Annotated in this window: 23 protein-coding genes; 11 read left to right on the forward strand and 12 right to left on the reverse strand. The window is 62.2% G+C overall.

Going from position 1 to position 24250, the window contains the following annotated elements:
* The first annotated feature begins 121 nt into the window (after window positions 1–121).
* Window positions 122–1465: a phosphoribosylamine--glycine ligase gene (purD, locus tag DV706_RS13405; protein ID WP_136350887.1), complete on the forward strand. Its 1344-nt coding sequence runs from the start codon at window positions 122–124 to the stop codon at window positions 1463–1465.
* Between the two features lie 87 nt (window positions 1466–1552).
* Window positions 1553–2455, forward strand: coding sequence for a CPBP family intramembrane glutamic endopeptidase (locus DV706_RS13410; protein WP_006065590.1), 903 nt, complete (start codon window positions 1553–1555; stop codon window positions 2453–2455).
* Here the strand turns inward: DV706_RS13410 and DV706_RS13415 are convergent.
* From DV706_RS13415 to DV706_RS13440, 7 genes are all read right to left on the reverse strand, one after another.
* Window positions 2443–2814, reverse strand: coding sequence for a hypothetical protein (locus tag DV706_RS13415; RefSeq protein ID WP_006065591.1), 372 nt, complete (start codon window positions 2812–2814; stop codon window positions 2443–2445). The two genes, DV706_RS13410 and DV706_RS13415, sit on opposite strands and share 13 nt — an antisense overlap.
* A 56-nt stretch (window positions 2815–2870) precedes the next feature.
* A complete protein-coding gene (locus DV706_RS13420; RefSeq protein WP_006065592.1) occupies window positions 2871–4214 on the reverse strand; it encodes an aminotransferase class III-fold pyridoxal phosphate-dependent enzyme in 1344 nt (447 codons plus the stop codon).
* Between the two features lie 46 nt (window positions 4215–4260).
* Window positions 4261–5553 carry an MgtC/SapB family protein gene (locus tag DV706_RS13425; RefSeq protein ID WP_006065593.1) on the reverse strand — a complete coding sequence of 431 codons (1293 nt, stop codon included), beginning with the start codon at window positions 5551–5553 and terminating at the stop codon, window positions 4261–4263.
* Between the two features lie 97 nt (window positions 5554–5650).
* Window positions 5651–5923 (reverse strand): hypothetical protein, encoded by a 273-nt coding sequence (locus tag DV706_RS13430; protein WP_006065594.1) that lies wholly within the window; start codon window positions 5921–5923, stop codon window positions 5651–5653.
* Window positions 5924–5926: 3 nt separating this feature from the next.
* Window positions 5927–6202 (reverse strand): PadR family transcriptional regulator, encoded by a 276-nt coding sequence (locus tag DV706_RS13435; RefSeq protein WP_006065595.1) that lies wholly within the window; start codon window positions 6200–6202, stop codon window positions 5927–5929.
* 459 nt (window positions 6203–6661) lie between these two features.
* Window positions 6662–6808: a hypothetical protein gene (locus DV706_RS21800; RefSeq protein ID WP_006065596.1), complete on the reverse strand. Its 147-nt coding sequence runs from the start codon at window positions 6806–6808 to the stop codon at window positions 6662–6664.
* A 501-nt stretch (window positions 6809–7309) separates the two neighbouring features.
* A complete protein-coding gene (locus DV706_RS13440) occupies window positions 7310–7966 on the reverse strand; it encodes a hypothetical protein (RefSeq protein WP_006065597.1) in 657 nt (218 codons plus the stop codon).
* Window positions 7967–8182: 216 nt separating this feature from the next.
* On the opposite strand from DV706_RS13440, the gene DV706_RS13445 reads away from it, so the two are divergent.
* Complete coding sequence (locus tag DV706_RS13445) at window positions 8183–9202, forward strand: lysylphosphatidylglycerol synthase transmembrane domain-containing protein (RefSeq protein WP_136350888.1); 1020 nt, start codon at window positions 8183–8185, stop codon at window positions 9200–9202.
* Between the two features lie 79 nt (window positions 9203–9281).
* Window positions 9282–10007, forward strand: a complete 726-nt coding sequence (locus tag DV706_RS13450; protein ID WP_006065598.1) for a DUF7117 family protein — start codon at window positions 9282–9284, stop codon at window positions 10005–10007.
* Window positions 10008–10017: 10 nt separating this feature from the next.
* Here DV706_RS13450 and DV706_RS13455 read toward each other — a convergent pair whose 3' ends face one another.
* The 3 genes from DV706_RS13455 to glyA form a co-directional block, all read right to left on the reverse strand.
* Window positions 10018–10911, reverse strand: coding sequence for a bifunctional methylenetetrahydrofolate dehydrogenase/methenyltetrahydrofolate cyclohydrolase (locus DV706_RS13455; protein WP_006065599.1), 894 nt, complete (start codon window positions 10909–10911; stop codon window positions 10018–10020).
* A 233-nt stretch (window positions 10912–11144) separates the two neighbouring features.
* Window positions 11145–12446: a serine hydrolase domain-containing protein gene (locus DV706_RS13460; RefSeq protein WP_136350889.1), complete on the reverse strand. Its 1302-nt coding sequence runs from the start codon at window positions 12444–12446 to the stop codon at window positions 11145–11147.
* 87 nt (window positions 12447–12533) lie between these two features.
* On the reverse strand, window positions 12534–13787 hold the full coding sequence (glyA, locus tag DV706_RS13465) for a serine hydroxymethyltransferase (protein WP_006065601.1): 1254 nt from the start codon (window positions 13785–13787) through the stop codon (window positions 12534–12536).
* A 139-nt stretch (window positions 13788–13926) separates the two neighbouring features.
* Between glyA and DV706_RS13470 the strand changes: the two genes are divergently transcribed.
* Window positions 13927–16026: a hypothetical protein gene (locus tag DV706_RS13470; protein ID WP_006065602.1), complete on the forward strand. Its 2100-nt coding sequence runs from the start codon at window positions 13927–13929 to the stop codon at window positions 16024–16026.
* A 145-nt stretch (window positions 16027–16171) separates the two neighbouring features.
* Here DV706_RS13470 and DV706_RS13475 read toward each other — a convergent pair whose 3' ends face one another.
* The gene (locus DV706_RS13475; RefSeq protein WP_006065603.1) at window positions 16172–16987 is read right to left on the reverse strand and encodes a hypothetical protein; all 816 of its coding nucleotides are present in this window, start codon (window positions 16985–16987) and stop codon (window positions 16172–16174) included.
* Between the two features lie 375 nt (window positions 16988–17362).
* Here DV706_RS13475 and rbcL point away from each other — a divergent pair, with 375 nt between their 5' ends.
* From rbcL to bioD, 6 genes are all read left to right on the forward strand, one after another.
* Entirely contained in the window at window positions 17363–18613 is a 1251-nt protein-coding gene (rbcL, locus tag DV706_RS13480; RefSeq protein ID WP_006065604.1) for a type III ribulose-bisphosphate carboxylase, read from the forward strand.
* Window positions 18614–18673: 60 nt separating this feature from the next.
* On the forward strand, window positions 18674–19675 hold the full coding sequence (locus tag DV706_RS13485; protein ID WP_006065605.1) for a hypothetical protein: 1002 nt from the start codon (window positions 18674–18676) through the stop codon (window positions 19673–19675).
* Between the two features lie 76 nt (window positions 19676–19751).
* Window positions 19752–20858, forward strand: a complete 1107-nt coding sequence (bioB, locus tag DV706_RS13490; protein ID WP_006065606.1) for a biotin synthase BioB — start codon at window positions 19752–19754, stop codon at window positions 20856–20858.
* 24 nt (window positions 20859–20882) lie between these two features.
* On the forward strand, window positions 20883–21992 hold the full coding sequence (locus DV706_RS13495; protein ID WP_006065607.1) for an EF-hand domain-containing protein: 1110 nt from the start codon (window positions 20883–20885) through the stop codon (window positions 21990–21992).
* Window positions 21993–22148: 156 nt separating this feature from the next.
* Window positions 22149–23357 (forward strand): aminotransferase class I/II-fold pyridoxal phosphate-dependent enzyme, encoded by a 1209-nt coding sequence (locus tag DV706_RS13500; RefSeq protein ID WP_049889739.1) that lies wholly within the window; start codon window positions 22149–22151, stop codon window positions 23355–23357.
* Between the two features lie 3 nt (window positions 23358–23360).
* Window positions 23361–24041, forward strand: a complete 681-nt coding sequence (gene bioD, locus DV706_RS13505) for a dethiobiotin synthase (RefSeq protein ID WP_006065609.1) — start codon at window positions 23361–23363, stop codon at window positions 24039–24041.
* Window positions 24042–24047: 6 nt separating this feature from the next.
* Here bioD and DV706_RS13510 read toward each other — a convergent pair whose 3' ends face one another.
* Window positions 24048–24248 (reverse strand): hypothetical protein, encoded by a 201-nt coding sequence (locus tag DV706_RS13510; protein ID WP_006065610.1) that lies wholly within the window; start codon window positions 24246–24248, stop codon window positions 24048–24050.
* Window positions 24249–24250: the final 2 nt, after the last annotated feature.

Raw genomic sequence — 24250 nt, forward strand, 5'->3', positions numbered from 1 at the left:
GGAAGACGTGTACGTTCCGGTAACACGATCGGAAGACAGATCGTCGGAGTACACACGGCCGTGCATACTTTCACTCGAGGAAAGAGCAACGCTTACAGGTTCGTGCGTTCCGCTATCGACCATGCGAGAGAACGTACTCCTGATCGGCGGCGGTGGCCGCGAACACGCCATCGCTCGCGCACTCGAGGATAGTGAGGCCGACCTCTATGCCTGTGCCGGCAACAAAAACCCGGGCATCGCCCGGATCGCGGCCGGATTTGAGACGCTCGAAACGACCGATCCGGACGCAGTCGTCGACTACGCCGAAGACGTCGAGGCGACGATTGCCGTCGTCGGCCCCGAGGCACCGCTCGACGCCGGCGTCGCAGACGCACTCGAGGACGCGGGCATCTACGCGTTCGGGCCGAAAGCCGACGACGCCCGCATCGAGACGGACAAGGCGTTCCAGCGCCGCTTCATGGCCGAAAACGACATCCCCGGCTGTCCGGACTTCGAGACGTTCGACGACATGGACGCGGCCTGTGACTTTATCGACGAGTACGACGGCGACCTCGCGATCAAACCCGCCGGCCTCACGGGCGGTAAAGGCGTCAAGGTCATCGGCGATCAGGTCACCCCCGAGGAGGGCAAGGAGTACATCCGCGACTCCGATTACGACCGGATCGTCCTCGAGGAACGCCTGATCGGCGAGGAAGTGACGATTCAAGCCTTCGTCGCCAACGGCGCGTTCGAGACGGCCCCCGCAGTCCAGGACCACAAACGCGCCTACGAGGGCGACGAGGGACCGAACACGGGTGGCATGGGCAGCTACTCCGACGCAACCCCGTCCCTGCCCTTCATGACCGACGAGGACTACGAGGAGGCCGTCTCGATCATCGAAGCCACCGTCGACGCCTTAGACGATTACCGCGGCATCCTCTACGGTCAGTTCATGCTCACGAGCGAGGGCCCGAAGGTCATCGAGTTCAACGCCCGCTTTGGCGACCCCGAAGCGATGAACACGCTGCCCGTCCTCGAGACGGACTTTATCGACGTGCTCACGGCTGCGCGTGACGGCGAGGCCCCGCCGGAGCTCGAGTTTGCCGAGCAAGCGACGGTCTGCAAGTACGCCGTGCCCGAGGGCTACCCGACGGACCCCAAAGCTGGTGCGAAAGTGCAGGTCGATGAGGAGAGCGCGGGTGACGCCCTGCTCTACTACGCCAGCGTCGAAGAGCGGAGCTCTTCGGGCAATCAGAACTCGAAGAGTTCTGATGACGTCGACGAGCGCGACGACGGCATTTATACGACGACCTCCCGCTCGTTCGCCGTCGTCGGTGTCGCTGACTCGATCAGCGAAGCCGAGGCGATCGCCGAGGACGCACTCGCCGTCGCCGGCGATGAGGGGCTGCACATGCGCCACGACATCGGCAAAGCCGACCTCGTTCAGCGCCGGATCGACCACATGAACGAGCTTCGCGGCGAGTAACGGCTGCAGCTTCGGTTTGCAGGACCTGTTCCCAGTGTGTGAGAGCGAACGCACGTTTTCATCGATGCGACGAGACAGCGGTGTCGTATGGTCTCCACGGAAGGACCGACGGTCCGAACACGAGTGCAACGGACCATCGAGCGCTCGCAGCCGTGGGCCTTTCCGACGCTGTATCTGGGCTGGGCGTACTTGTTCTGGCTCCCAATCGTCGCCTCCGGCGAGTCGGTCTGGTCGCTCCCGAACGTCGGCCTGTTCCTCGTCGGCGGGCTGAGCCCGCTGCTCGCAGGACTTGGCCTGCTGTGGCTCGAGGACGGCCGTGCAGGCCTCGCTGCGCTCCGACGGCGGCTGATCGACCGCGATCGTATCGCGCCCCGCTGGTGGCTGGTGATCGGCTGCTTCTATCCGGCGTTCAATCTAGCCGTCGCCGGCGTCGCGTTCGTGATGGGGGTCTCGTCGCCGCTCGAGGTCATCACAGTCAGTCGACTGTTCGATCCGACAGCGGTCGTCCTGCTCGTTGCCGTTGCGCTCGTGTTCCCGGCGATCGAGGAGATCGGCCTTCGTGGCTACTGGTTCGATCAGCTACAGGCGCGCTGGAGCGCACTGGTGGCAAGTCTGGTTCTCGGGAGCGTGTGGGCGGCGTGGCACGTGCCGCTCGTCTACATGGCTGGCTACTTCGAGGGGACGACCTTCGATCCTGAGCTGTGGTGGTGGCTCCCGAGTATCGTCCTCACCGCGATCATCGGCACGTGGGTCTACAACAACACGGAGCGGAGCGTCCTCGCCGTGATCGGACTTCACTTCGCCGGCAATCTCACCGGCGAGACGCTCGGCTTCAGTCCGGAGCTGTATCCGTACGCCCATCTCGGGACGCTCCTCGTGGTGGTTGTGCTGGTGGTCGGGTGGAGCCCAGCATCGCTTCGTGGCTGGGGACAGCCGCGTCCCGTTGCGACGGACGCGTCGACCGGTCGTTCTCGTGCTCACTCCAAGTGATCCGAAGCGCTCGAGTCGTCTGTCTCGCCCGTGAACTCATCCGTTACCTCGCCCACCGACGACGAGACATCGGTTTCGTCGACGGCCGAGCGCAGCTGCTCCTCGTCGATCACGTCGTCGAGTGTCTGAACGTCTGTCACCGCCTCCAGCCCCTCTTGTTCGACCGCGTCCGTGAGCGACTCGGTATCGATGGCTGACTCGAGCGTGTCTTCGTCGGCGTTCGTCGCCGACCGAAGCGCTCGCCGGACGGCGACGTACCCTGCCAGTGCGACTCCACCTGATGCAATCGCGCCCGGAACGCCGTAGCGTTTGTAACCAAACGTCACCGCTTTCTCGCCGAGCGAAAGTGCCCCAATCATCGTCTCTTGATTTGGCTCGGCCGGGAAAAGAGGATGGGGCTTTCGTACGACGACAGTCAGGAATCCGACGGCGTAACGGCCTCGATCGATTCGATGAGCAGTTCCACGCCGAGGCCGATCTCTCGCTCGGTGACGTCGAGCGGCGGCAACAGTCGCAGTGTTTTGTATCCACAGCCAAGCGTCAACAGGCCCCGCGAGAACGCTGCCTCGAGGACGGCATCGCGGCGTGCTTTGGTGTCGAACTCGACGGCGAGCATCAGTCCACGACCGCGGACGTCGACGATGGGCTCGAGGTCGCGTTCCTCGAGGCGGTCACGGAGGTTCCGGCCGCGAATCCGAACGTTCTCGAGAAGGCCCTGTTCGTGGATAATATCGATTGTGAGCACGCCCTGCATCGCGGCGATCAGGTCGCCAGCGCCCCACGTCGAGGAGAGCCGGCCCGTCTCTTCGGGGAACAGATCCGAGCGGGAGATCGTCGCACCGACACGTAGCCCCTTCGCACTGGTGATGACATCGGGTGTGAGATCGAGGTGGTCGATCGCCCATAGCTCGCCCGTACGGCCGATTCCCGACTGGATCTCGTCGGCGATGATTCTGAGATCGTACCGTTCACGCAGTGTCTCGAGGTCGCGGGCGAACTCGGGGTGGGCGACTCGATAGCCACCTTCGCCCTGGATCGGCTCGAGGATCAGGAAGGCGATTTCATCAGGATCGATCACGCCGCGGTCTGGGTGGAGCTTGTCAGCGACGACGTTGCCGCCGGGGCCGTCGGTGAGCCAGCGGCGTTCGTACTCGTCTTGCGTCGCTGGGTAGGGGAGACTGATCACGCCAGGCACTTCGGGAAAGCCGCGTCGATGGGCGGCTTTCGACCGATTGAGCGAAAGCGCGCCGAGCGTGCGGCCGTGGAAGGCACCCTCGAACGTAAACGCGCGGTGGCCGCCTGCGGCATAACAGATCTTGATGGCGTTTTCGATGGCTTCGGCCCCTGAGTTCGAGAGGAAGACTCGGTCCATCCCGTAGTGGTCAGTCATCGCAACCAGTCGGTCCATCAACTGCGTTGGGCCGGGAAATTCGGGATCTTCGGGCGGCCCGCTCCCGCTGACGTAGAAGTCCTGGCCAGCGATCTTCAGCGGATCAACGAGATCGAACTCCCGGAGTTTCTCGCGAAGAATCGGGTTGTTGTAGCCAAGCGGGGCGGCAGCGACGTGACTCGTAAAATCCAGCAAGACGTTGCCGTCGACGTCGGTACAGAACGGACCGACCGCGTCTGCGCCAGTATCCCAGACGAACTCGTAGACGTACGTACTTGGAGCGGCAAACTGGTGGTGGTAGTCGACCCACCGTCTGGCTCGCTCGTTGGGAATCGTCTCGACCTGGGGTTCCACCGTGTCGCGGTCCATACAGTGTGCTCTATGGTAGCGTGGCTGATATACTCGCTGGCCGAGCTCAGAGGATGATGAGAAGCGATGCGAGCCCACCACCGAGCAAGAGCAAGCCGCTGTAGACCGCGACCTGCTTGCGAAAATCGTGATTCGTCGACGTTGATGCGAGCAGCGCCTTGACGACGATACTCGAGACCGTCGCCAGCAGGATGGCGATCGTCGCCTCGGCAGCGCCGAGTTGGCCACCCCGATAGAGGACGACCGCCGACGTGGTTGCGCCCGCACTCGAGACGAAGCCACTCGCGACGGCGGTCGCGTAGAATCCCAGCGTCCCGAACCACGTCTCAGCGAGCGATCCGAAGACGAGAACGACGAGGAAGACGGCACCGAACGCCAGTGCATTTTTCATCGAGAACGGGCTCTCGAGTTCGATTGGTCCTGATTCACGCCAGTCAGCGGTGATGACGGCGATCGCGAACGCGATCAGGATCACGGCCCCGAGTGGAACGATCGCCTCGAGGAGGATCGCTGTCTCCCCACCCATAGTAAACCCCACTGCGATCGCGAGGTTTCGTGCGGCCATCGCTGCGTTTGCGAGCAAGATCGCTGCGACGGCATACGAGGCGGCTGCCGGTCGCTGGCGGACGTGATCGAGCATCGTGCCGACGACGGCCGTCGACGAGGCGAGTCCACCAAAAAATCCCGTCACGGCGATCCCTCGGCCGCCGTAGGTCGAGACGATCGCATAGTTGGCGATGCCGATCCCCGCGACGGCGACGACCATCAGCCAGATCACCTGTGGCTCGAGCGGGAGGACCAATCCACCGAACTCGAGGGCAATCTCAGCGGGCAACAGCGGGTAGATGACGAACGCCAGAATGGCGAACTCAGTGGTCGAGCGCATCTCTTCGCGGGACAGTCCCCACGCGAACTCGTGGAGTTCTCGTTTGAGGACGAGCAACAGCGACGAGAGCACGGCGACGGTGACACCTTCGATGATGAATCCGGAAGCGACCAGCACACCGACGCTGTAAGCGACGAGCATCGAAACGGAGGTCGTCAGCGAGAGTCCGGTGTCATCATCGCTCAACAACCCTTGAACCGCCAGCAACACACCCTGGATAATGACGAGCACACCGCCGAGGACGAGGAGCCCTTCACCGATATCCGTCTCGATGGCAAACAGCGTAAACACTGCTCCAAGGAGACTGATCAGCGAGAACGTCCGAATGCCGGCGGACTTCTGGGACCACTCGCGCTCTAAGCCCAGAAACATACCGAGCGCGCCAGCAAGCGCGATCCGGACGACTGTATTGTCTAGCGACGCATCGACGAGTTGCAACGAGACCTCGCTCACTGTGGCCAGTTCATCACGATCATATATAAGCAGCGTGTCGAAGCTGGGGATCCGTCCTCAAGCACGGTGTCACTGGTACCGTGGGGTTCGAGCTCCATCACTCTCGGCGCTCACGAAGACGACGGCCATCCCGCGGGCAGTAGTCGTACGCCGACTCAGTCGTCTGAAACGAACACTCAGGACAGTCTTTCACGGTCGATATCTGGCGCTGTTCGTCGTCATCTCCCGACCGTCCCCAGCCGAAGATGATCGGGACGAACGGGAGAAACAACAGGAACAGCGCCGTCTCGAAGAAGATCCAGGCGGCGGCGCTCACCGTAACGCCGACTGCCAGCCCCGCAAGCGCGGTAACCGTTCGTGACCGAACCACGCCCTACAACTCGACGTACTGCGCTTCCCACTCTCGACGTGCCTCGAGCTCTCGGCGGCCACGACGGGTGAGCGTATAGAAGTTCGTTCGGCGGTCGCGTCGTCCCTTCTCGACGAGGCCTTTGTCGACGAGCGTGTCGAGGTTTGGGTAGAGGCGGCCGTGATGGATCTCTTTCTCGTAGTAGTTCTCGAGTTCCTCTTTGATTGCCAGTCCGTGCGGTTCTTCCTCGCCGGCGATCACGTACAGCAAGTCCCGCTGGAATCCTGTCAGGTCGTACATTGGGAAAGTACCAATCGCACTTACTGTCGAATTTTAATAAGGCTATCGGGTTGTTTCGATCGAAACCGGGATATTACCGATGAGAATCGGCGTCTCGACCGTTCTCGAATGATAATCATGATGAGGGGTTCGAAGCAGCGCATGCATAATGCGGAAGTCATGTTTACAGTCCATCTGGATCGTTTCTGGAGAATTATAACAGCAGATTTCGTACACGAGGCTGCCGAATCGAGACTCAACGAACGTATCGATAGCACAGCCGCTACGCAGTAGTTTTAGTTGGAAACAGGAAAGCAGATCGCGTGACGGAAAAATGTCACGCGATCGCTTGCCGCCCTGAATTGGTCCCCGCTGACGCTTCGGCCCTCCAAGCGAAGCGTCACGTGACAGATTCTGCCGAGTGTACTTAAAGCTAACGACACCGGACTGAGTTGTGATACGTTTCGTACGTGACTGGATTCAAATATGCTCTTCCTCGAGGACCCAGCCAAGCGCACGTTTGTAATACGTGAACATCTCTCTAACGCCGTCGTGGCGCATCTCCTCGCTCTCGAGGTGTTCTTTGAGAAACTCGTACTGCTCGCGGATTTCGTCTTCGTCTCGCATATGCGCTGTTACACGCCGAAAGCGCAAAAAAGGTCGCCGAAACGAAACCACAGGAACGCGATACATCAGTGTCGTGGATGTTCCAGACGAGATTAATGCCTCAACACCCAGTGCAGTCGGCAAAATAATACGTAATTGGGCGCTTGTGCTGTCGCTCACGCTGTCTCTTTCACGGAGAAGCCGCTGGTTTGAATCGACAACAGTTGTGTAAACAGTTCACAGGGGCAGAGCTGGTCCCCCTACCTGTCCCGGCGGAACAACCACTCGTGTCGCTCGAGTGCCCTCGGCGCTGACTAACCGTCCATCCAACAACTCCACACGTTTGAAATGTCGTTCATTACGGGCCGATGATCCAAGACTCTGGATGATGGCAGCGTCTTCGATCGCAGCCGCTATGATGATATCGCGTCGGAAAAAGGGGCACGGCAGCCGATCAGCCGATCAGCCGCCCGGCGTTCGTTCGATCACCGCGTCGCGCTCGAGGAACGGAACGATAGCCGATTAGATGTCGTCGTCGTTATCGTCCATCTCGTCGTTGTCGTCCATCTCGTCGTCTTCGCCGAGCGTGAGCGTCAGTTCCTCGTCGTCGCCATCGATTTCGACTTCGTCTTCGGCCTCTTCGCCTTCGAACTCGGCGGTGACCATGTACTCGCCGTCCTCGAGGTCGTCGAATTCGACCTGACCGTCTTCGTCAGTTTCATCTTCTCGTGGGAACTCGTCATCGTCCATCTCTTCGTCATCGTCCTCATCATCCATCTCCTCGTCATCGTCTTCATCTTCCATCTCGTCGTCGTCATCCATCTCCTCGTCATCGTCTTCATCTTCCATCTCGTCGTCGTCATCCATCTCCTCATCGTCCATCTCGTCGTCTTCCTCGTCCATCTCCTCATCGTCCATCTCGTCGAGTTCGACCATCGCACCCTCAACGGGCTCTTCGTCCTCGTCCTCGACGGTCACCGTGAGCATGTACGTCCCGTTTTCGTCGTCGTCCACCATGTCGTCGTCTTCGTCATCCACCATGTCGTCGTCTTCGTCTTCGACGGGATCTTCTTCATCCACGTCATCATTGCCGTTATCTGCACAGCCAGCGAGTACGAGTGCACTTGCGGTACCTGCAGCGGCAACGAACTTGCGTCGGTTGAGTCTTGGATCGGACATATCTCTGGATAGGACGTTCCCGCTGGTTTCATTGCGGCCTGCAACTGCCGTCCGTTAATGACCTATTGAACAGCATGACTGGCTGCATGATACTCACTGATTTTGTACCGTTTGATGGGTAAATCCCGTGTAGCTCCGAGTAACCATCAGCCGTCGTTGGATTTCGGCTTATCGTCTATTCATAAAGCAATTGTAGTATCAGGACCATGTTCACGTGTGAAACGACGGATCGCCCTCGGGTTCGCGTTTGCCCTCCTCCTCCTCGTCCTCCTGATCAACGCGATCGGTGGCCAGAACGTTCTGGATGAGCTTTCGAAGGCTGACTATCGAGTGCTTGGTCTCGGTCTCCTTTCGGGCGCGCTCGCGCTGACGTTCCGTGGCCTGGTTTGGGCACGGTTCATCGCACTGATCGACGAAACGATGCCACGCAGACGGATTGGTGAAGTCTTTCTGACTGCGATGTTCGTAAAGTACGTCACTCCCTACGGACAGCTCGCAACCGAACCGTTCGTTGCCTATCTGGTCTCGCGCGACGGAGAGATGGCCTACGAAGACGGCCTCGCCAGTATCCTGTCCGCAGATCTGTTAAACTACGTCCCCTACTACACGTTCGGCTTTCTGGCTCTGGGAATGATCGCAGCCGGCGGCACCCTCAGAGACGGCATGGGCACGCAGTTTGTCGCGTTCGCCTCCTTGTTTCTCGTCGTCGTGGGCGTCGTCTACATCGCCGTTCAGCAGCCAGCGATCGTCTACCGACTCGTTCTCGGCATCACCGGCCTCTGCCGTCGCGTCGTCGGCCGGGTTACCACCCGGTTCGACGAACAGCTCTCTCCCGACGCCGTCCGGCCCCGGCTGGATGGGTTCTACACCACAGTCGAAACGATCACAGCCGATAAACGCACACTCGTGATCGCAACCGTCTACGCCCATCTCGGGATGGCTTTCCTAATGCTTCCCATCTATATCGGTGCACTCGCGTTGGGCTATCAGCTCGCCTTCCCCGTAGTCGCCCTTGTCGTCGCACTCGGAAAGCTGGGCGCTGTCGTTCCCGCCCCTGGCGGCACCGGCGGCGTCGAGGTGATTGTCACGGCTGGACTCACCACACTCGGTCAGCTCGAGCCAGCTGCTGCAGTGACGATTGCACTCATCTACCGGCTCTGTACGTACTGGCTCACGATCGGAATCGGTGGGCTCTCCGCCGCGAGACTGCTCGTCGCGCGTCCCACGGACAACTGAGCCACTGGCAGCCATCGGTCACTCGCTCTCGTCATGGAACTCCGGTGTGGTTTTTGGGCACCCGCCCGTAGTGACACCCATGAAAGTCCGGGGTGAGCGCGAGTGCAAGGAGTGTGGGACTCGATGGTCGTACTACGAAACCGGCAGCGTGGGCTGTCCGGCCTGTGGAAGTCTCCGGAGTGTTGGCATCGACGAACGCACCGAACACACCGATCTGCAAGTGTCGTTCGATCTCACGCAGGTTCGCAACGCGATCGACGATATCTCGACCAACGATCTCGCTGCTCGAGCCCGTGCGGAGTGTCGTGAGTACATCCGCCGCCGTGGCTTCGTCAACGCCGGCACGCTTCGAGAACTCGACGACACCTACCTCGCTGCCAGCGAACTCCGACACGTCGCCGACATCGTCGGCCGCGATCGCCGTCTCGAGGAGCGCGAAGAACTCTATTTCCTCTCGTTGCTTCGTGACGCAGACACGGGTGAGCGGCCGCCTGCCGCCGAAATCCCGCCGACCCTCCAAGGTGCCCGTGGACTCGCTGCTGCAAACGCCGTCCGCGAGTACCGCCGCGACGTCCGAACGTGGGCCGAGGACCGCGAGTTGACGAGTGCCGAGCGAAGCGCGCTCGAGACACTTGGGGAACACGTCACCCGCATCCGAATGCTCGATGGAGACGTCGACCCGCAGACGGCCGACCGGCTGATTGAGGCGACTCGTGACCTCGCAAACGGGCTTCGAGGTGACGAGCTGGCGTTTACGCAGGCCCAAAACAGGCTCGAGAGTCTCGAGTTCGACGAAATCGCGTAGAAACGGCGGCTCAGGGCAGGTCGACGTCGATCTCTTCCTGCAGGCTTGCGGCTTTGACCGTGTTGTAGAGCAACATCGCGCGCGTCATCGGCCCGACGCCACCGGGAACGGGGGTGATCGCGCTGGCGGGCTCTTTCGCGCTTTCGAACTCGACGTCGCCGACGAGTTCGTAGCCTTTCTCGGTGTCGGCGTCGACGCGGTTGACGCCGACGTCGATGACGACCGTTCCCTCGCTGATCATCGAGCCGTCGATGAGTTCGGGGACGCCGACAGCAGCGACGACGACATCCGCACTGCGAGTCTTCGCGGCGAGGTCGTCAGTTCGGGAGTGACAGACGGTCACCGTCGCGTTGCCGTCGTCGGCTTTCTGGATCAGTAGGTTGGCGAGGGGTTTGCCGACGATATCCGAGCGACCGACGATCGTCACGTCTTTGCCCTCGGTGTCGACGTCGGCGGACTCGAGCAATTTCTGGACGCCGTGGGGCGTGCAGGGGCGGAACCGGGCGTCGCCAGCGACGAGTCGGCCGACGTTTTCGGGGTGGAAGCCGTCGACGTCCTTCGCGGGGTCGACACGGCGGATAACCTCCCGATAATCGACGTGATCGGGGACGGGGGCCTGGACGATGTAGCCGTGAACGTCGTCGTTGTCGTTGAGATCGGCGATGGTGTCGTACAACTCCTCGGCTGGGGCGTCACCGGCGACGTCGACGTGGTGGCTCTCGATGCCGACCTCCTCGCAGTCGCGCTGTTTCATGTTGACGTACGTCTGGCTGGCCGGGTCGTCACCCATCAGGACGGTCGCGAGGCCGGGTCGAGCGCCTGCGTCGGCGAGCGTCTCGATTGCGTCTGTCAGATCGTCACGAATTTCGCTTGCGACGGCGTTGCCGTCGATGATCTCGGTCATTACTCGAGTGGGTGGCCGCGAGGCTAATCAACCCTCGGGTTCGTGCGCAGAACCGGTGTCGAAACCGGGGTTAGTACCCACGAACGTGGATATGTTTAGCCGAATCGTTCCTCAAGGAACGCAACGGTCGTCTCGGTGACCGGGCCAGATCATCCGAGGGGAGACGTGTAGCCCGTTGCCGCGCGGCGATCCAGCCGGGCGCTGAGCAGGTTCTCGAGCGAGCGATGGGCAGGTCACGTGAGTTCGGATCGAACGGTCTCGGAGAGTATCGAGATCCGAGCGTCGTGTTCGTAGCCGTCTCGAATCCCGTTTACGACGTACGCAAACGCCAGATCCGATTCCGGATCGGCCCAGGTCATACTACTGCCGAGTCCGCCGTGGCCGAACGTCACTTCCGGAGCGGGAACCCCGCGACGGTCGGGAACTGCCCCGCCACGCTGGAACCCGAGGCCGTACCGTGAGGCAGTTCCCACGCCGTCCTCGGGCGGTTCTTCGACGTGCAGATCGGTCACCGTTGTGACCATCTCTTCGCTCAGTACGCGCGTGCCGTCGAGCTCACCGCCGTTGAGGTAGCAGGCGTAGAATCGAGCGAGTTCTCGAGCCGGACCGATCCCGGTCCAGGCGGGATTGATACCCTCCTGAACCGTCTCTCGGTTGTAGGTCTCGGCGGCTTCCTCAGTGGTGTAGCCAGCCATCAGTCCCGGCTCGCCGACCCGATCGTAGGGCTCGAAGCCGACGAGCGTCGCGACGTCAACGTCCTCGTCCTCGGGCCGACCGATGTGAGTTCGGTCCATCCCCAGTGGCTCGAAGAGATTCTCGCGTGCGAAGTCGTCGATCCGGTCGCCCGTGACCTGGCGAACGAGTTCGCCAGTGATCCAGCCGAAGCTGTAAAACTGGTAGCTGGTCTCGTCGCCGGGTGAAAACTGGAGTTCTGCATCCTCAACGGCGGCGGCCAGCGCGTCGGGGTCGGTCCACTGGTCGTACTCCTGATCGATATCAGTCTCCGGAATCCCAGACTGATGCGTGAGGACGTGCCGAACCGTCACCTCGGCTTTCTCCGAGTTCTCGTCGGCGAACTCGGGCCAGTGGTCGACGATCGGATCGTCGAACGCGAGCTCTCCGTCGTCGGCGAGCACATGGACACAGGCCGCCGCGAGCGGTTTCGTGTTCGAAAAGAGGACAAATCTCGAGTCCGGTTCGGTCTCGACGCCGTCCGGATCGGCTTCCGCTTTCGTGAGTTCGTCGTCGCCTTCGACCCCGGTGATACCGCCGGCGAGGTCGACGACGAGTTCGTCTCCCCGATAGACGGCGAGTTGCCCACCGTGGTGGAGTCCCTGCTCGAGATGATACTCAAAGACCTGTTCGATCCGTTCTTCGCCGCGAGCAACGGTCTCTGGTACGTCGTCCTCGTTTCGGACGCCAGTTGTCGCACGCGTTGCTCCCGCCGAGGTCGGTTGCCCGGCGAGTGCGAGCAGTCCCGTGCCGACCGCCGAGAGCATCGATCGTCGACCGACGTTCGAGTTATTCGACACCATACTGTACGGATGCGTCGGTCGACGGCAAAACCACTGCGTGCGTATTCCGGGAGAGAAACAATCTGCGCCAAAAACCGTCTGCGAACCCTACTCGTCTTCGTACAGCGGGTTCGCGTCACACAGCGACTCGACGTCCTCGCGGACCTCGGCGAGGACGGCCTCGTCCTCGGGGTTGTCGATAACGCGCGTGATCAGGTCGGCCACGGTGCGACAGTCGTCCTCGTCGAAGCCACGCGTCGTCAGGCCGGGCGTGCCGGCGCGGATGCCCGAGGGGTCAAAGGCCGAGCGCGTCTCGCCGGGGACCGTGTTCCCGTTGAGGACGATCCCGGCGTCCTCGAGCGCTTCTTCGGCGTCGCCGCCGGAGGTGTCGGGGTGACTCTCGCGCAGGTCGACGAGCACGAGGTGGTTGTCGGTGCCGCCCGAGACGAGCGAGAAGCCGTTCTCGACGAGTTGCTCGCCGAGAGCCTCCGCGTTGGCAACCGTCTGCTCGGCGTACTCCTCGAACTCAGGCTCGAGTGCTTCTTTGAAGCCGACGGCCTTGCCGGCGACGTTGTGCATGAGCGGGCCGCCCTGTCCACCGGGGAAGACCGCTGCGTCGATGTCGTCGGCGTACTGTTCGTCGCACATGACGATGCCGCCGCGGCCGGCGCGGATGGTCTTGTGCGTGCTGCCGGTGACGAAGTCGGCGATGCCGACCGGCGAGTCGTGGACGCCGGCGGCGACGAGACCCGTGATGTGGGCGATGTCTGCGAGGTGAAGCGCGTCGACGCTGTCGGCGGCTTCCTGAATACGTGCCCAGTCGATCTCGCGTGGGTACGCGGAGTAGCCCGAGACGATGATGTCCGGCTCGAACTCCTCGGCCTGCTCGGCGAGCCCCTCGTAGTCGACGTAACCCGTCTCGGCGTCGACTTCGTACTGCTCGACGTCGTAGAGCTGACCGACGAAATTCGCCGGATGACCGTGGCTAAGGTGGCCGCCGTGGGTCAGATCCAGCGAGAGGATCTTGTCGCCGGGCTCGAGCATCGCAAAGTAGACGGCCTGGTTGGCCTGGGTCCCTGAGTGTGGTTGTACGTTGACATGTTCTGCACCGAACAGCTCCTGAGCGCGGTCGATCGCGAGCTGTTCGACTTCGTCGGCGTACTCACAGCCACCGTAGTAGCGCGAGCCGGGATAGCCCTCGGCGTACTTGTTCGTTAGGGCGCTGCCCTGTGCATCGAGGACGGCCTTGCTGACGTGATTCTCGCTGGCGATCATCTGCAGCGACTCTCGCTGGCGATCTACTTCTCCCTCGAGTGCATCAGCAACGGCGGGATCGACATCCCGGACGTGGTCGTGTTCCATGTCCGATGTGCCGGCTGGCGGCAGTATAAGTGTACCCGTCTTCGATGAGCGGTGTCACTGCACCGCACCGACGGGTCATATGTCGGATTGGAAACAACCCGATACAACTAACTTCCCTGCGTGACATTCAGCATCTCGAATGATAGAGTGGGCACTCGACGGCAGCCACCTCCGTCTCGTCGACGCCGACGACACCGTGTTGTCTATCCACGGTGTCGAACACGTCGAGGAGTCGGGCCACGAGATTCCCCGCCCCGTCGAGGAGACGCTCGTCGTCACGACGAGTGAACTCCGGTTCCCACACGCGGCCGTCTCCGCGTTTGCACTCGGCTCGAGCGAGCATCACGAACTCGACCCGGACGACACGCCGCTTTCGTTGTCTGCTGGCGAGTATATTCTCAGTATCAAAACAGCGCTCGAGACGTGTCTCCAGTTTTCGGACGCAGCGACGATCAGCCACACCGAAGGCGACGAGTCGCTCGTCGTTTCTTTCCCGGACCGTACCCGCGTGACCGTCGGCATCAAGAGCCACCACGACCTCCCGACGGAGACGATCACTGTTCCCGACTCGCCCGACGGGATCGCAACCGCCATCAGCCACCTCGCTGCAGCGCACAAGACGGACCGTTCGGACCGAACCTATCCCTCCCTCCGTGGGCATCCAGCGCTGCTCGAACAGGGCGATTCCCTCGAGATCCCCGACCAGCTGCGAGCGACACGCCCCGATTCCGGAATCGAACTCGTCGTTCCACCAGCCTACGAATCGCTGTTCGTGGCCGCGCCACTGGCATACCATCTGCAAGCGACTCTGCGGACTGCTGACGGCCGTGGTCGTGGTTCCGGTCGAGCACGACTCCGGATCCCGGATTTCGGAATCGAGAAACGGCTCTCGCCAATGCCCGACCTCGAGCACGACGTCGAGCGGCTGTTGCGAAAGACGTTCTTTCTCGACTGTCTCGTTCGCAACGCCGGGCCATACGGCACGACGCTGGCGGAACAACACATTCTCGAGGCACTCGACCTCGACGCTGGGGCGCTCTACGACGACAGTCCACAACAGCGACTCGCAACGTATCTCGACGTCCCCTACGATGCGATCAAACACCGGCTGCCGGACTGGCATCTTTCGACGTACGTTACGCCTGAGTACGACAGCGTCGAGTTGCTCCCGTTCTTGCTCGACCGGATGAGCATGGTCTACATGCCTCGAACGTCCACACTCGAAGGCAAGGAGCTGATCGAGCGAGCGCTCGAAGATTTCTACCGTAGTGGGAACGAGACAGCCAGCACCGGACTGAGTAGAGCAGGTGCCAGAAACGTCGCCGCTGTCGACATCGTCAAACCCGACCTCCAGAACGGCCGTGCTCACGGCTGGCTTGCGGATGGTGTCCCGATCGACGTCTTCAAAACCACCCCGGATGCCTACCAGAATCGCCTCGACTATCTCGAACAGCCGAGCGAGTCGATGTCGGTTCGTATCGTGTTGAACGATCCAGAGATGGCCGGTGAACACGACAGCGTCGCCGAAATCTATCGCCAGCGCGCCCAGGAGTTGGCAATGGATGTCTCCGTCAACGAATCGCTGACGACGGCCGAACTCGCACGTGTTTTCGAACGGGAGTCCGAGTTCGTCCACTACATCGGTCACTGTGAACGCGAGGGGCTGTGCTGTCCGGACGGCTTGCTCTCGACCGCGAGTCTCAGCCGCTGTAACGCACAGACGTTCTTTCTGAACGCCTGTGGCTCATACCACGAAGGAAAGCGACTGATCGAGAGGGGGAGTGTCGCCGGTGGGGTGACCTTTCGCGAGGTGTTGAACGACCACGCGGTCAAGGTCGGCTCGACGTTCGCAAAGCTCCTGATCAACGGATTCAGTATCGAACGCGCGCTGGATCTCGCACGCAGCCGGATTATGATGGGCAAAGACTACGCCGTCGTCGGTGACGGCACCCATTCGCTTATCCAGAGCGAACAACAGCTCCCGACGACCATCACCGTCGAAGCGCTCGACGGGGACGAGTATCTGGTAACGCTCGACTGTTATTCAACACGGATGACCGGCTCGTACTACGTTCCACAGACTGCCGCCAACGAGTGTGCCTATCTCTGTGGAACCGAGTCGAGTTTCACACTCGAGGAGGCAGGTGTTCGCTCGTTGCTCTGTGAAACCGATGCGTCAGTCATCTACGACGGCGATCTCTACTGGTCGAAAACGCTAGCACAGCAGTTTGGGAACTGACCACCAGTCGGCAGCACCGTCCCATCTCTGTGGGGGACATGCGAAGATAGTGATGAGTGTAAACACGGCAAAAAGAGAGATAGTACGGTCGGGAGCCGGGCCAGTAGCGTGCCCGTCGCGCGGCGTGGTCGGTCTGTCGTCCGGCTCAGGAGAACAGCCGACCGAGTTTTGAGCGGAGCCAGCCCAAGAACCCACCAGCGTGGTCATCATCGTCGGCCGTGGTTGCGGGCACGCCAGTCTGGTCGTCATCAACGAGCGCGAGATCCGTCGTCGCAGCCGTTTCGTCGTCCGAATCGGCGTCGGACGCCTCGTTCGGCTCGGCTGTGTCGGTCGTAGCCGTCTCTTCGCGGCCGTCAGCAGTGACAGCAGTTGGTGCGTTCTCGTCCGGCGTTTCGTCACTCGAGGGCGACGCTGCAGCCGACTCCGGACCGGCTGTCTCGGCTGGACCGTCTTCGGAGACGTCCGTCTCGGTATCGACGGCGTCGTCGTCGACACTCTCGGACTCCGGCGACGCCTCGGCGTCGGGTGCTGTCTCGGTAGTCTCGGACTCGTCTGCATCGACCCAGAGGAATTCCTGGTCTTTCGTCCGGTCGGTCAACAGGAGTTCCTCAAGTGCCCCCTCGTCGACGAGCAGGTCGTCATCGGCCGATTCCGGCTCCGGATCGTCCGCACTCGCGATGATATCCTCGGGACTCTCGTCGTCGAGAACGTCATCGATGTCGTCGGTCGTGGATCCACTCTGCTGGAGATTTCCGAAGACGGTCGCAGCCGTCTGGTCCTCGACACCCCCGTCGGACGGCTCTGGCTCATCGTCAGTCGGCTCCTCATCGCCTGTCGATTCCCCGTCGACTGGCTCCCCCTCTGGCACCCCTTCGTCGATCTCTCCGAACAGATCGTCGGCCGTCCCCCCAACGTCGAGTGAGCCGTCACTCGAGTTCGTGTTTATCGTACTATCAGTCATAAACTCCTTCTATGATAGTAGCTAATCATATGACTTTAACTTTCGGAATTTTTTCATTGCTAGTGACAAAATCCGATACCGTATTAGTGTGACGGCCGTTTTCGGGCGACAACAGCAGAACAGGTTGACGAACGTCCAAAAATAGTGTCGAGGGAGTGAATTGTATCTATTCGAGTCCGAGCGAATACGATCGAGAACGTAAATCCGCTCGTCATACCGCCGAAGCGACCGATGAGCCGGTTTTCGGTCGATCGGAGATCGCGCTGGTTTTCTGTGGTCTCTCCGGCCAGACAATGCAGGCGGTGAGGAGGGGTCTCAGCGAGTCGAGATCGGGACAAACGCTATTAGTCACCACATTGAATATTAGAAGTTGCTATGACCGGAATCGAATACGACGACTTCCTTGACCTCGAGTACGAACCCACAGACACGGATCTCGTCTGCGAGTTTACCATCGATCCGGCCGAGGGGATGTCGACCGAGGCGGCGGCGAGTCGAGTCGCCTCTGAGTCCTCCAACGGGACCTGGGCGGCGTTACACGTCGACGAAGACGAACTGACCGATCTGAGCGCAGTCGCGTGTGCGATCGACGGCCATGAGATCACCGTCGCCTACCCTGATGCCCTGTTCGAAGCGGGAAGCATGGCTCAGATCCTCTCGTGTATCGCGGGCAACATCATGGGGATGAAAGCGGTCGAGACGATCCGCCTCGAGGACTGCTACTGGCCCGAGCCTCTCGTTTCCGGCTTCCCCGGCCCGCAGTTCGGGACCAGCGTCGCCCACGAAAAACTCGACGCGGGCGACCGCCCAATCCTCGCGACGGTCCCCAAACCGAAGGTTGGGCTCTCAACGGACGCCCACGTCCAGATCGGCGAGGACGCCTGGCGCGGCGGCATCGACCTCCTGAAAGACGACGAGAACCTCACGGACCAGGCGTTCAACCCCTTTGAGGACCGACTCGCCGACAGCCTCGCCGCTCGAGACCGCGTCGAGGAAGACGTCGGCGAGCGAAAAGATTACCTCGTGAACGTAACCGCGGAGACCAACGAGATGCTCGAACGCGTCGACCTCGTCGCCGAACACGGTGGCGGCTTCGTCATGGTCGACGTGATCACCTGTGGCTGGTCGGCCGTCCAGACGGTCCGCGAGCGCTGCGAGCGACACGACCTCGCGATCCACGCCCATCGTGCCATGCACGCCGCCTTCGACCGCCTCGAGCACCACGGCGTCTCGATGCGGGTGCTCGCCCAGATCGCTCGCCTCTGTGGCGTCGATCACATCCACACCGGCACCGCCGGGCTGGGCAAACTCGCAAACGAGGACACGCCAGGGATCAACGAGTGGCTCACGTCGGATCTGTATGGCATGAACCCAGTCCTGCCCGTGGCCTCCGGCGGCCTCCACCCCGGCGTCGTCGACCAGCTGCTCGACGCACTCGGCACGAACATCATCGTCCAGGCCGGCGGCGGCATCCACGGCCACCCCGACGGCACGCACGCCGGCGCAAAAGCGCTCCGCCAGTCCGTCGAGGCCAGCCTCGAGGGCGTCTCGCTCGAGGACGCTGCCGACGATCACGACGAACTGGCGACGGCACTCGAGAAGTGGGGCGCGGAGACGTCGCGATAGCGTCGGTAAACACCACCGAAACGAGACAAAACACTTACCAGTTCGCGTCGAACGGGTCGTATGAGCCGCCCGTCACGCCGCTCTCTCCTCGGCCTCGTCGGAAGCACCGCCGTCGCCGCCAGTACCGCGGTCGCCGGCTGTCTGGGTCGCGTCGAGCACTCGACGCTGGGTCGATTCGAGGACCCGACCGACTCGCTCCCTCCAGCCGGCGAGAACAACGCGGGCTGTCCCGACTCCGACGTCGACCGGCTCGTCGCGTACCGGGAGATCGATCCCGACGAGGCTCCGATCTCCCTCGAGCCGTCGGCCGAATCGATCGCCGAGGGCGAACGGATCACGTTCACCCTGCGAAACGAGTCCCACAGCGAGTTCTCGTACAATCAGTACAACTGGCGACTGCACAAGCGCGTCGACGGGGACTGGTACTTTATTGCCCCTCGAGAGATTCCACTGCCGTTGCACACGCTCAAGCCCCGCAGGCGTTACGAGTGGGAGCTGACAGTCGACAACGACGGCGTCGAGGACGGAACCGCTATCGGCGGCCCGGGATCGTACGGGGACCGCGACCCGATCCAAGGGCTCGGCGGCGGCACGTACGCCTTCGGGACGGAGGGCTGGTTCGACAGCGCCGACGAGAAGATCGGCTTCTGCGCCCGGTTCAAACTCGAGACCGACGCCCTCGAACTGACGCCGACCCGCGCCGTCGACGAGACCGAGTGGAAAGACGACATCCTCGTCGCTCGGTCGATGCGGGGAGATCCGGAGAACGAGCACTCCCGGCTCGGCGCGTACGAACTCGAACGCATCGTTGCCAACACCAAGAGTGACGACGATCGTGCGAACGACGAAACCGCCGAACCGCTGATCACCGAAACCGTACTGCGAAACGACCAGTTGCGGGACGTCGTCGCGCTGGCCCGCGAGTACGACGCCGACCGGGTTCGTCTCGAGGAGTACGACGCGAGCTACCCGATCTTCGGCAGCCACGAGGACGGCGTTTACGAGTACGACGGCGAGGTCTACGAGATCACGACCCGAGAAATAGCGCCGAAAGGCGACTGACGTGCCGAAACCCCTGATGTCGCAAAAGACGTGAGTATCCACAACAATTATATTCTCGTTAACCGCCATTCGAATCGTGGTTTACGAGACGGACAACAAGACGGTCGACGACGCGCTCGAGCGAGTGTTCGCCGGCGAGCGGCTCGATCGAACCGATGGGATCGCGTTGCTGGCCCAGCCGGTCGACGCGCTCGCAGAAGCCGGCGCAGCCGTGCGCGATCACTTCGGTGACGGCACGGTCGACGCCTGCTCGATCGTCAACGCAAAGGCGGGCAACTGTGCCGAAGATTGTGGCTTCTGTGCGCAGTCGGTCCACTTCGACACCGGCATCGACACGTACGATTTCATCGGCCCCGAGAAGGTCTTAGAGGCCGCAAAGCGGGCCGAACGCGACGGTGCCCAGCGCTTCGGCATCGTCGTCGCCGAGAAAGGCGTCTCGAAAGAACACCGACCCGAGGAGTGGGCGGAGGTGCTCGAAGGCATCCGACTCGTCAGAGACGAATGTGACCTCGAGATCGACGCCTCCCTTGGCATCCTCACGGAGGAGGAAGCCGAAATCTTGGTCGAAGAGGGGATCAACCACTACAATCACAACATCGAGACCTCACCACGATACTTCCCCGAGATCGTCGACACCCACAGCTTCGAGGATCGGGTGCAGACGCTCGAGGTCGCCAAAGACGCTGGCATGGACCTCTGTGCCGGGGTCATCCTCGGGATGGGCGAGACGCCGACCGACCGCGTCGACGCGGCGATCGCGCTCCAGGAGATCGGCATCTCTTCGCTTCCGGTGAACGTGCTCAACCCGGTCGAGGGGACGCCGCTGTACGAGCAGGGGGCCGCCATCTCGACCGAAGAGATCATCAAGACGGTCGCGGTGTACAAACTCCTGCATCCCGAGTCGCGCGTGCGACTCACCGGCGGCCGCGAGGTCAATCTCGACCCCGACGAGCAGCATCTTCCGCTCGAGGCCGGCGCAGACGGCCTGCTCACGGGCGACTATCTCACGACGGAGGGCCAGTCACCTGGCGACGACATCGAGATCATCGAACGTGCGGGCCTCGAGCCAAACCAGGAGACAAACGAGTTCGACCCTGAGGCGGTCAAAGCTCGCCACAGCGACGCCGCGGAGTCGTCGACCGACTCGACAGCGAGTACCGGCGCAGAACCGAGCGACGACTGACCAGTAAACAACACAACAGACAGTATGGACGAAATTACGTTTGCAGTAGTTGGAACCGGTGGTATCGGCCGACGAGCACTCGAAGTGAGCCAGCACAAAGATGCGCTGACCCCTGTCGCGGCGTGTGACCGCCACGGCACCGCGATCGATTTCGATGGCCTCGACGTCGACGAGTTGCTGGCAGCGACGGAAGGCAACATCGATAACGAGGTCGCGACGGACGGCGGTGAGCGGACCGACGGTCCGCGATCCTCGACAGGGCTCCGCTCTGATGGCGGTGTGGGTGCGACGGCCGCCGAGGGCGGCGTCAAACAACACGGCAAGGACAAAGGCGTCGTCGCTTCCGAGCAGGCCCACCCCAGCGAGGATTCGATTCAGGATATTATCGACCACGGTGACGGGATCGACGCCGTCTTGCTAGCGCTGCCGAACTACGAACACGACTTCATTCCCCGAACCGCTGATCGCTTCCTCGAGGGCGGCTACTCGGGTGTCATGATCGACGTGCTCAAACGCTCGCGCGTGATCAGTATGCTGGACGAGCGCCGCGAGGCGTTCGAGGACGCCGGTATCACGTTCATCTGTGGCGCTGGAGCGACGCCCGGCCTGCTGACCGGTGCGGCCGCACTTGCAGCCCAGTCGTTCGTCGAGGTCACTGACGTCGATATCCACTGGGGCGTCGGCCTCAAATCGGGCTACGAGGACAACCGCGGCACCGTCCGCGAGGACATCGCCCACCTCCCCGAGTACGATATCGATACTGCTCGAGAGCTCTCCGACGAGGAGATCGAGGCGATCATCGACGACCACGACGGCGTCATCGAGTTCGAAGAGATGGAACACGCCGACGATATCCTGCTCGAGCGCGCTGGCATCTGTGCTGCCGAAGACGTCTCCGTCGGCGGGATCTTAGACGTTCGCAGCGACGAGAAGCCGACGACGACCACTGTGTCCGTGACGGGGCGGACGTTCGACGGCGAGACGGCGACGAACACGTTCCAACTTGGCGACGAGACGAGCATGGAAGCGAACGTCAACGGGCCAGCGCTTGGCTACTTGCAAACCGGCGTCCGACGGAATCGAGCCGGCGAATACGGTGTCTTCGGCCCCGCCGAACTGATGCCCGGGTTCTGAGCCACGTGTGTCGAACCGACGGCAGACGGTCCAGGACGGGTGAAATCGTCTATTGCGAAGTCGCTACGAGACGACGAGTGCAGGCGAGCCGTGCAAAACCGCGAATCCAGGCAGAACCGTGAAAGTAAAACCATGTCGATGACACCGTTCACCCGAATGGAAGACCGCGGGTTCGACCTCGAGGCCCGACTCGAGACCCTCGAGGACGCAACGCTGAAACGATCGTTATCACCCGTCGACCGGGTCGCCGAGCGGGGCTACTTCGCGGCCCCCGCCGGCGGCGGACTCCCGGTCCTCGAGTCGGACGAAGCGCTGGTGTTCGCTGCGAACAACTATCTCGGACTGACCGACGACCAGCGCGTCCAGGACGCGGCCCGACAGGCCGCAGCGACCGTCGGCACTGGTGCTGGTGCGAGCCGGCTCGTCACCGGTGATACGATGGTACACCACGACTTCGAGCGGCTACTGGCCGAGACGAAAAGCACCGAGCGCGCGCTCGCCTTTTCTTCGGGCTACGCCGCGAACGTCGGCACGATCACGGCCCTCGAGCCGGACGTGATCTTCTCGGACGAGCTCAATCACGCGAGTATTATTGACGGCTGTCGGCTCACAAGTGCCGAGACAGTCGTCTACGACCACTGTGACGCTTCGAGCCTGCGTTCGAAACTCGAGGCACGGGCGGCCACGGCCGAGGGCGCTGGCGAATCGTGGCTGATCGTCACCGACTCCGTGTTCAGCATGGACGGCACCGTCGCGCCGCTGACCGAAATCTGTGACCTCGCCGAGGAGTTCGGTGCGTGGGTGATGGTCGACGAAGCCCACGCCACTGGCCTGTACGCCAATGGCGGCGGCGTCGTGCAGGCAGAGGGGCTCGAGGATCGGGTCCAGATCCAGCTGGGAACGCTTTCGAAAGCACTCGCGAGCCAGGGCGGCTACGTCGCGGGCAGCGAGGCGCTGATCGAGTGTCTAATCAACGACGCTCGCTCGTTCGTTTTCTCGACGGGACTTGCGCCGCCGGCTGCCGCGGCCGCGAGCGAGGCCTTACATATCGCCCGCCACAGCGACGCTCGAGAACGGCTCTGGGAGAACGTTGCCCACCTCCGGGACGGCCTCGAGTCGATGGGATACCGGGTGCTCGGCGAGTCACAGATCCTCCCCGTGCTCGTCGGCGACCGCGAGGACGCCCTCGCCCTCGCCGATGGGCTTCGGGAGCGAAATATCGTCGCGCCAGCGATCCGGCCACCCACGGTGCCCGAGGGAACCAGTCGGATTCGGGTCGTCCCGATGGCGACCCACGACCAGAACGACATCGTCACTTGCCTCGAGGCGTTCCGGGCGGCTGGCACCGACATCGGGCTGCGCTAAGCGATGAGCGTTCCAATCGCCGTCGTCGGCACTGATACTGGCGTCGGCAAGACCGTCGTGACTGCGGGCCTGACGCGCTGGCTCCGCGAGCAGGGGATCGACGCGCGGGCGATCAAACCCGCCCAGACCGGGTTTCCGCCCGATGACGACGCTGGCTTCGTCGCCGAGGCGTGTGGCGATCCCGACGCCGCGACCTGTTGTCGATATCTCGAGCCACCGCTCGCGCCACGTGTGGCCGCCGCCCGGAGTGGCGAAGAACTGACGTATGAGTCGATTCTGACGGCCTGTCGGGAGGCAATCGCCGAGGCCGAACAGCCGATCGTCGAAGGCATCGGTGGTCTTCGCGTGCCGCTTTCCGGCGACCACGAGGTGGTCGACCTCGTTGCCGACCTCGAGGCGACGGCGCTCGTCGTCACGCGATCCGGACTCGGCACGCTCAATCACACCGCACTCTCGGTCGAGGCGCTCGAGCGCCGCGGAATCGACGTCGCTGGGATCGTCTGCAATGAGTACGCCGGTGAGACAGTCGCCGAGCGAACCAATCCCGCCGAACTCGAGCGCATGACCGGCCACGACATCACGACGGTGCCACCGCTGGAGGGTGAGACGCCACGAGCGATGGCCGATGGCGTTGCTGATGGGCTTTCGGCGACTGTTTTAAAACAGATCGTAACGGACGACTGACGCGTCTCAGTCGGCCGATGGAATCAGCTGTTTTTCGCTGGCTACCCCTGGCCTGTCGTCGATCGAACTGTCGATCCCAGTGTCGTGTAGTTCGATGAATTCGGTGACGATTTCGGATTTCCGGTGTTCGACCTCGAGGTGCACGTGGAGGGAGGTCCGTTCGTCGTACGTCTCCGTACAGAGGGGGCAGCGATGTCGGTTGTTCATTC

It is taken from the genome of Natronorubrum bangense, assembly GCF_004799645.1.
Lineage (GTDB): Archaea > Halobacteriota > Halobacteria > Halobacteriales > Natrialbaceae > Natronorubrum > Natronorubrum bangense.

Coding starts and splice junctions, on each gene's coding strand:
- DV706_RS13435 (WP_006065595.1), bottom strand. CDS start 6,202: ATGTACGACCTGACAGGATTCCAGCGGGACTTGCTGTACGTGATCGCC.
- DV706_RS13450 (WP_006065598.1), top strand. CDS start 9,282: ATGAAAGTCCGGGGTGAGCGCGAGTGCAAGGAGTGTGGGACTCGATGG.
- rbcL (WP_006065604.1), top strand. CDS start 17,363: ATGACCGGAATCGAATACGACGACTTCCTTGACCTCGAGTACGAACCC.
- DV706_RS13495 (WP_006065607.1), top strand. CDS start 20,883: ATGGACGAAATTACGTTTGCAGTAGTTGGAACCGGTGGTATCGGCCGA.
- bioD (WP_006065609.1), top strand. CDS start 23,361: ATGAGCGTTCCAATCGCCGTCGTCGGCACTGATACTGGCGTCGGCAAG.
- DV706_RS13420 (WP_006065592.1), bottom strand. CDS start 4,214: ATGGACCGCGACACGGTGGAACCCCAGGTCGAGACGATTCCCAACGAG.
- DV706_RS13455 (WP_006065599.1), bottom strand. CDS start 10,911: ATGACCGAGATCATCGACGGCAACGCCGTCGCAAGCGAAATTCGTGAC.
- DV706_RS13485 (WP_006065605.1), top strand. CDS start 18,674: ATGAGCCGCCCGTCACGCCGCTCTCTCCTCGGCCTCGTCGGAAGCACC.
- DV706_RS13510 (WP_006065610.1), bottom strand. CDS start 24,248: ATGAACAACCGACATCGCTGCCCCCTCTGTACGGAGACGTACGACGAA.
- purD (WP_136350887.1), top strand. CDS start 122: ATGCGAGAGAACGTACTCCTGATCGGCGGCGGTGGCCGCGAACACGCC.
- DV706_RS13460 (WP_136350889.1), bottom strand. CDS start 12,446: ATGGTGTCGAATAACTCGAACGTCGGTCGACGATCGATGCTCTCGGCG.
- DV706_RS13500 (WP_049889739.1), top strand. CDS start 22,149: ATGGAAGACCGCGGGTTCGACCTCGAGGCCCGACTCGAGACCCTCGAG.
- DV706_RS13415 (WP_006065591.1), bottom strand. CDS start 2,814: ATGATTGGGGCACTTTCGCTCGGCGAGAAAGCGGTGACGTTTGGTTAC.
- glyA (WP_006065601.1), bottom strand. CDS start 13,787: ATGGAACACGACCACGTCCGGGATGTCGATCCCGCCGTTGCTGATGCA.
- DV706_RS13440 (WP_006065597.1), bottom strand. CDS start 7,966: ATGTCCGATCCAAGACTCAACCGACGCAAGTTCGTTGCCGCTGCAGGT.
- DV706_RS13410 (WP_006065590.1), top strand. CDS start 1,553: ATGGTCTCCACGGAAGGACCGACGGTCCGAACACGAGTGCAACGGACC.
- DV706_RS21800 (WP_006065596.1), bottom strand. CDS start 6,808: ATGCGAGACGAAGACGAAATCCGCGAGCAGTACGAGTTTCTCAAAGAA.
- DV706_RS13470 (WP_006065602.1), top strand. CDS start 13,927: ATGATAGAGTGGGCACTCGACGGCAGCCACCTCCGTCTCGTCGACGCC.
- DV706_RS13475 (WP_006065603.1), bottom strand. CDS start 16,987: ATGACTGATAGTACGATAAACACGAACTCGAGTGACGGCTCACTCGAC.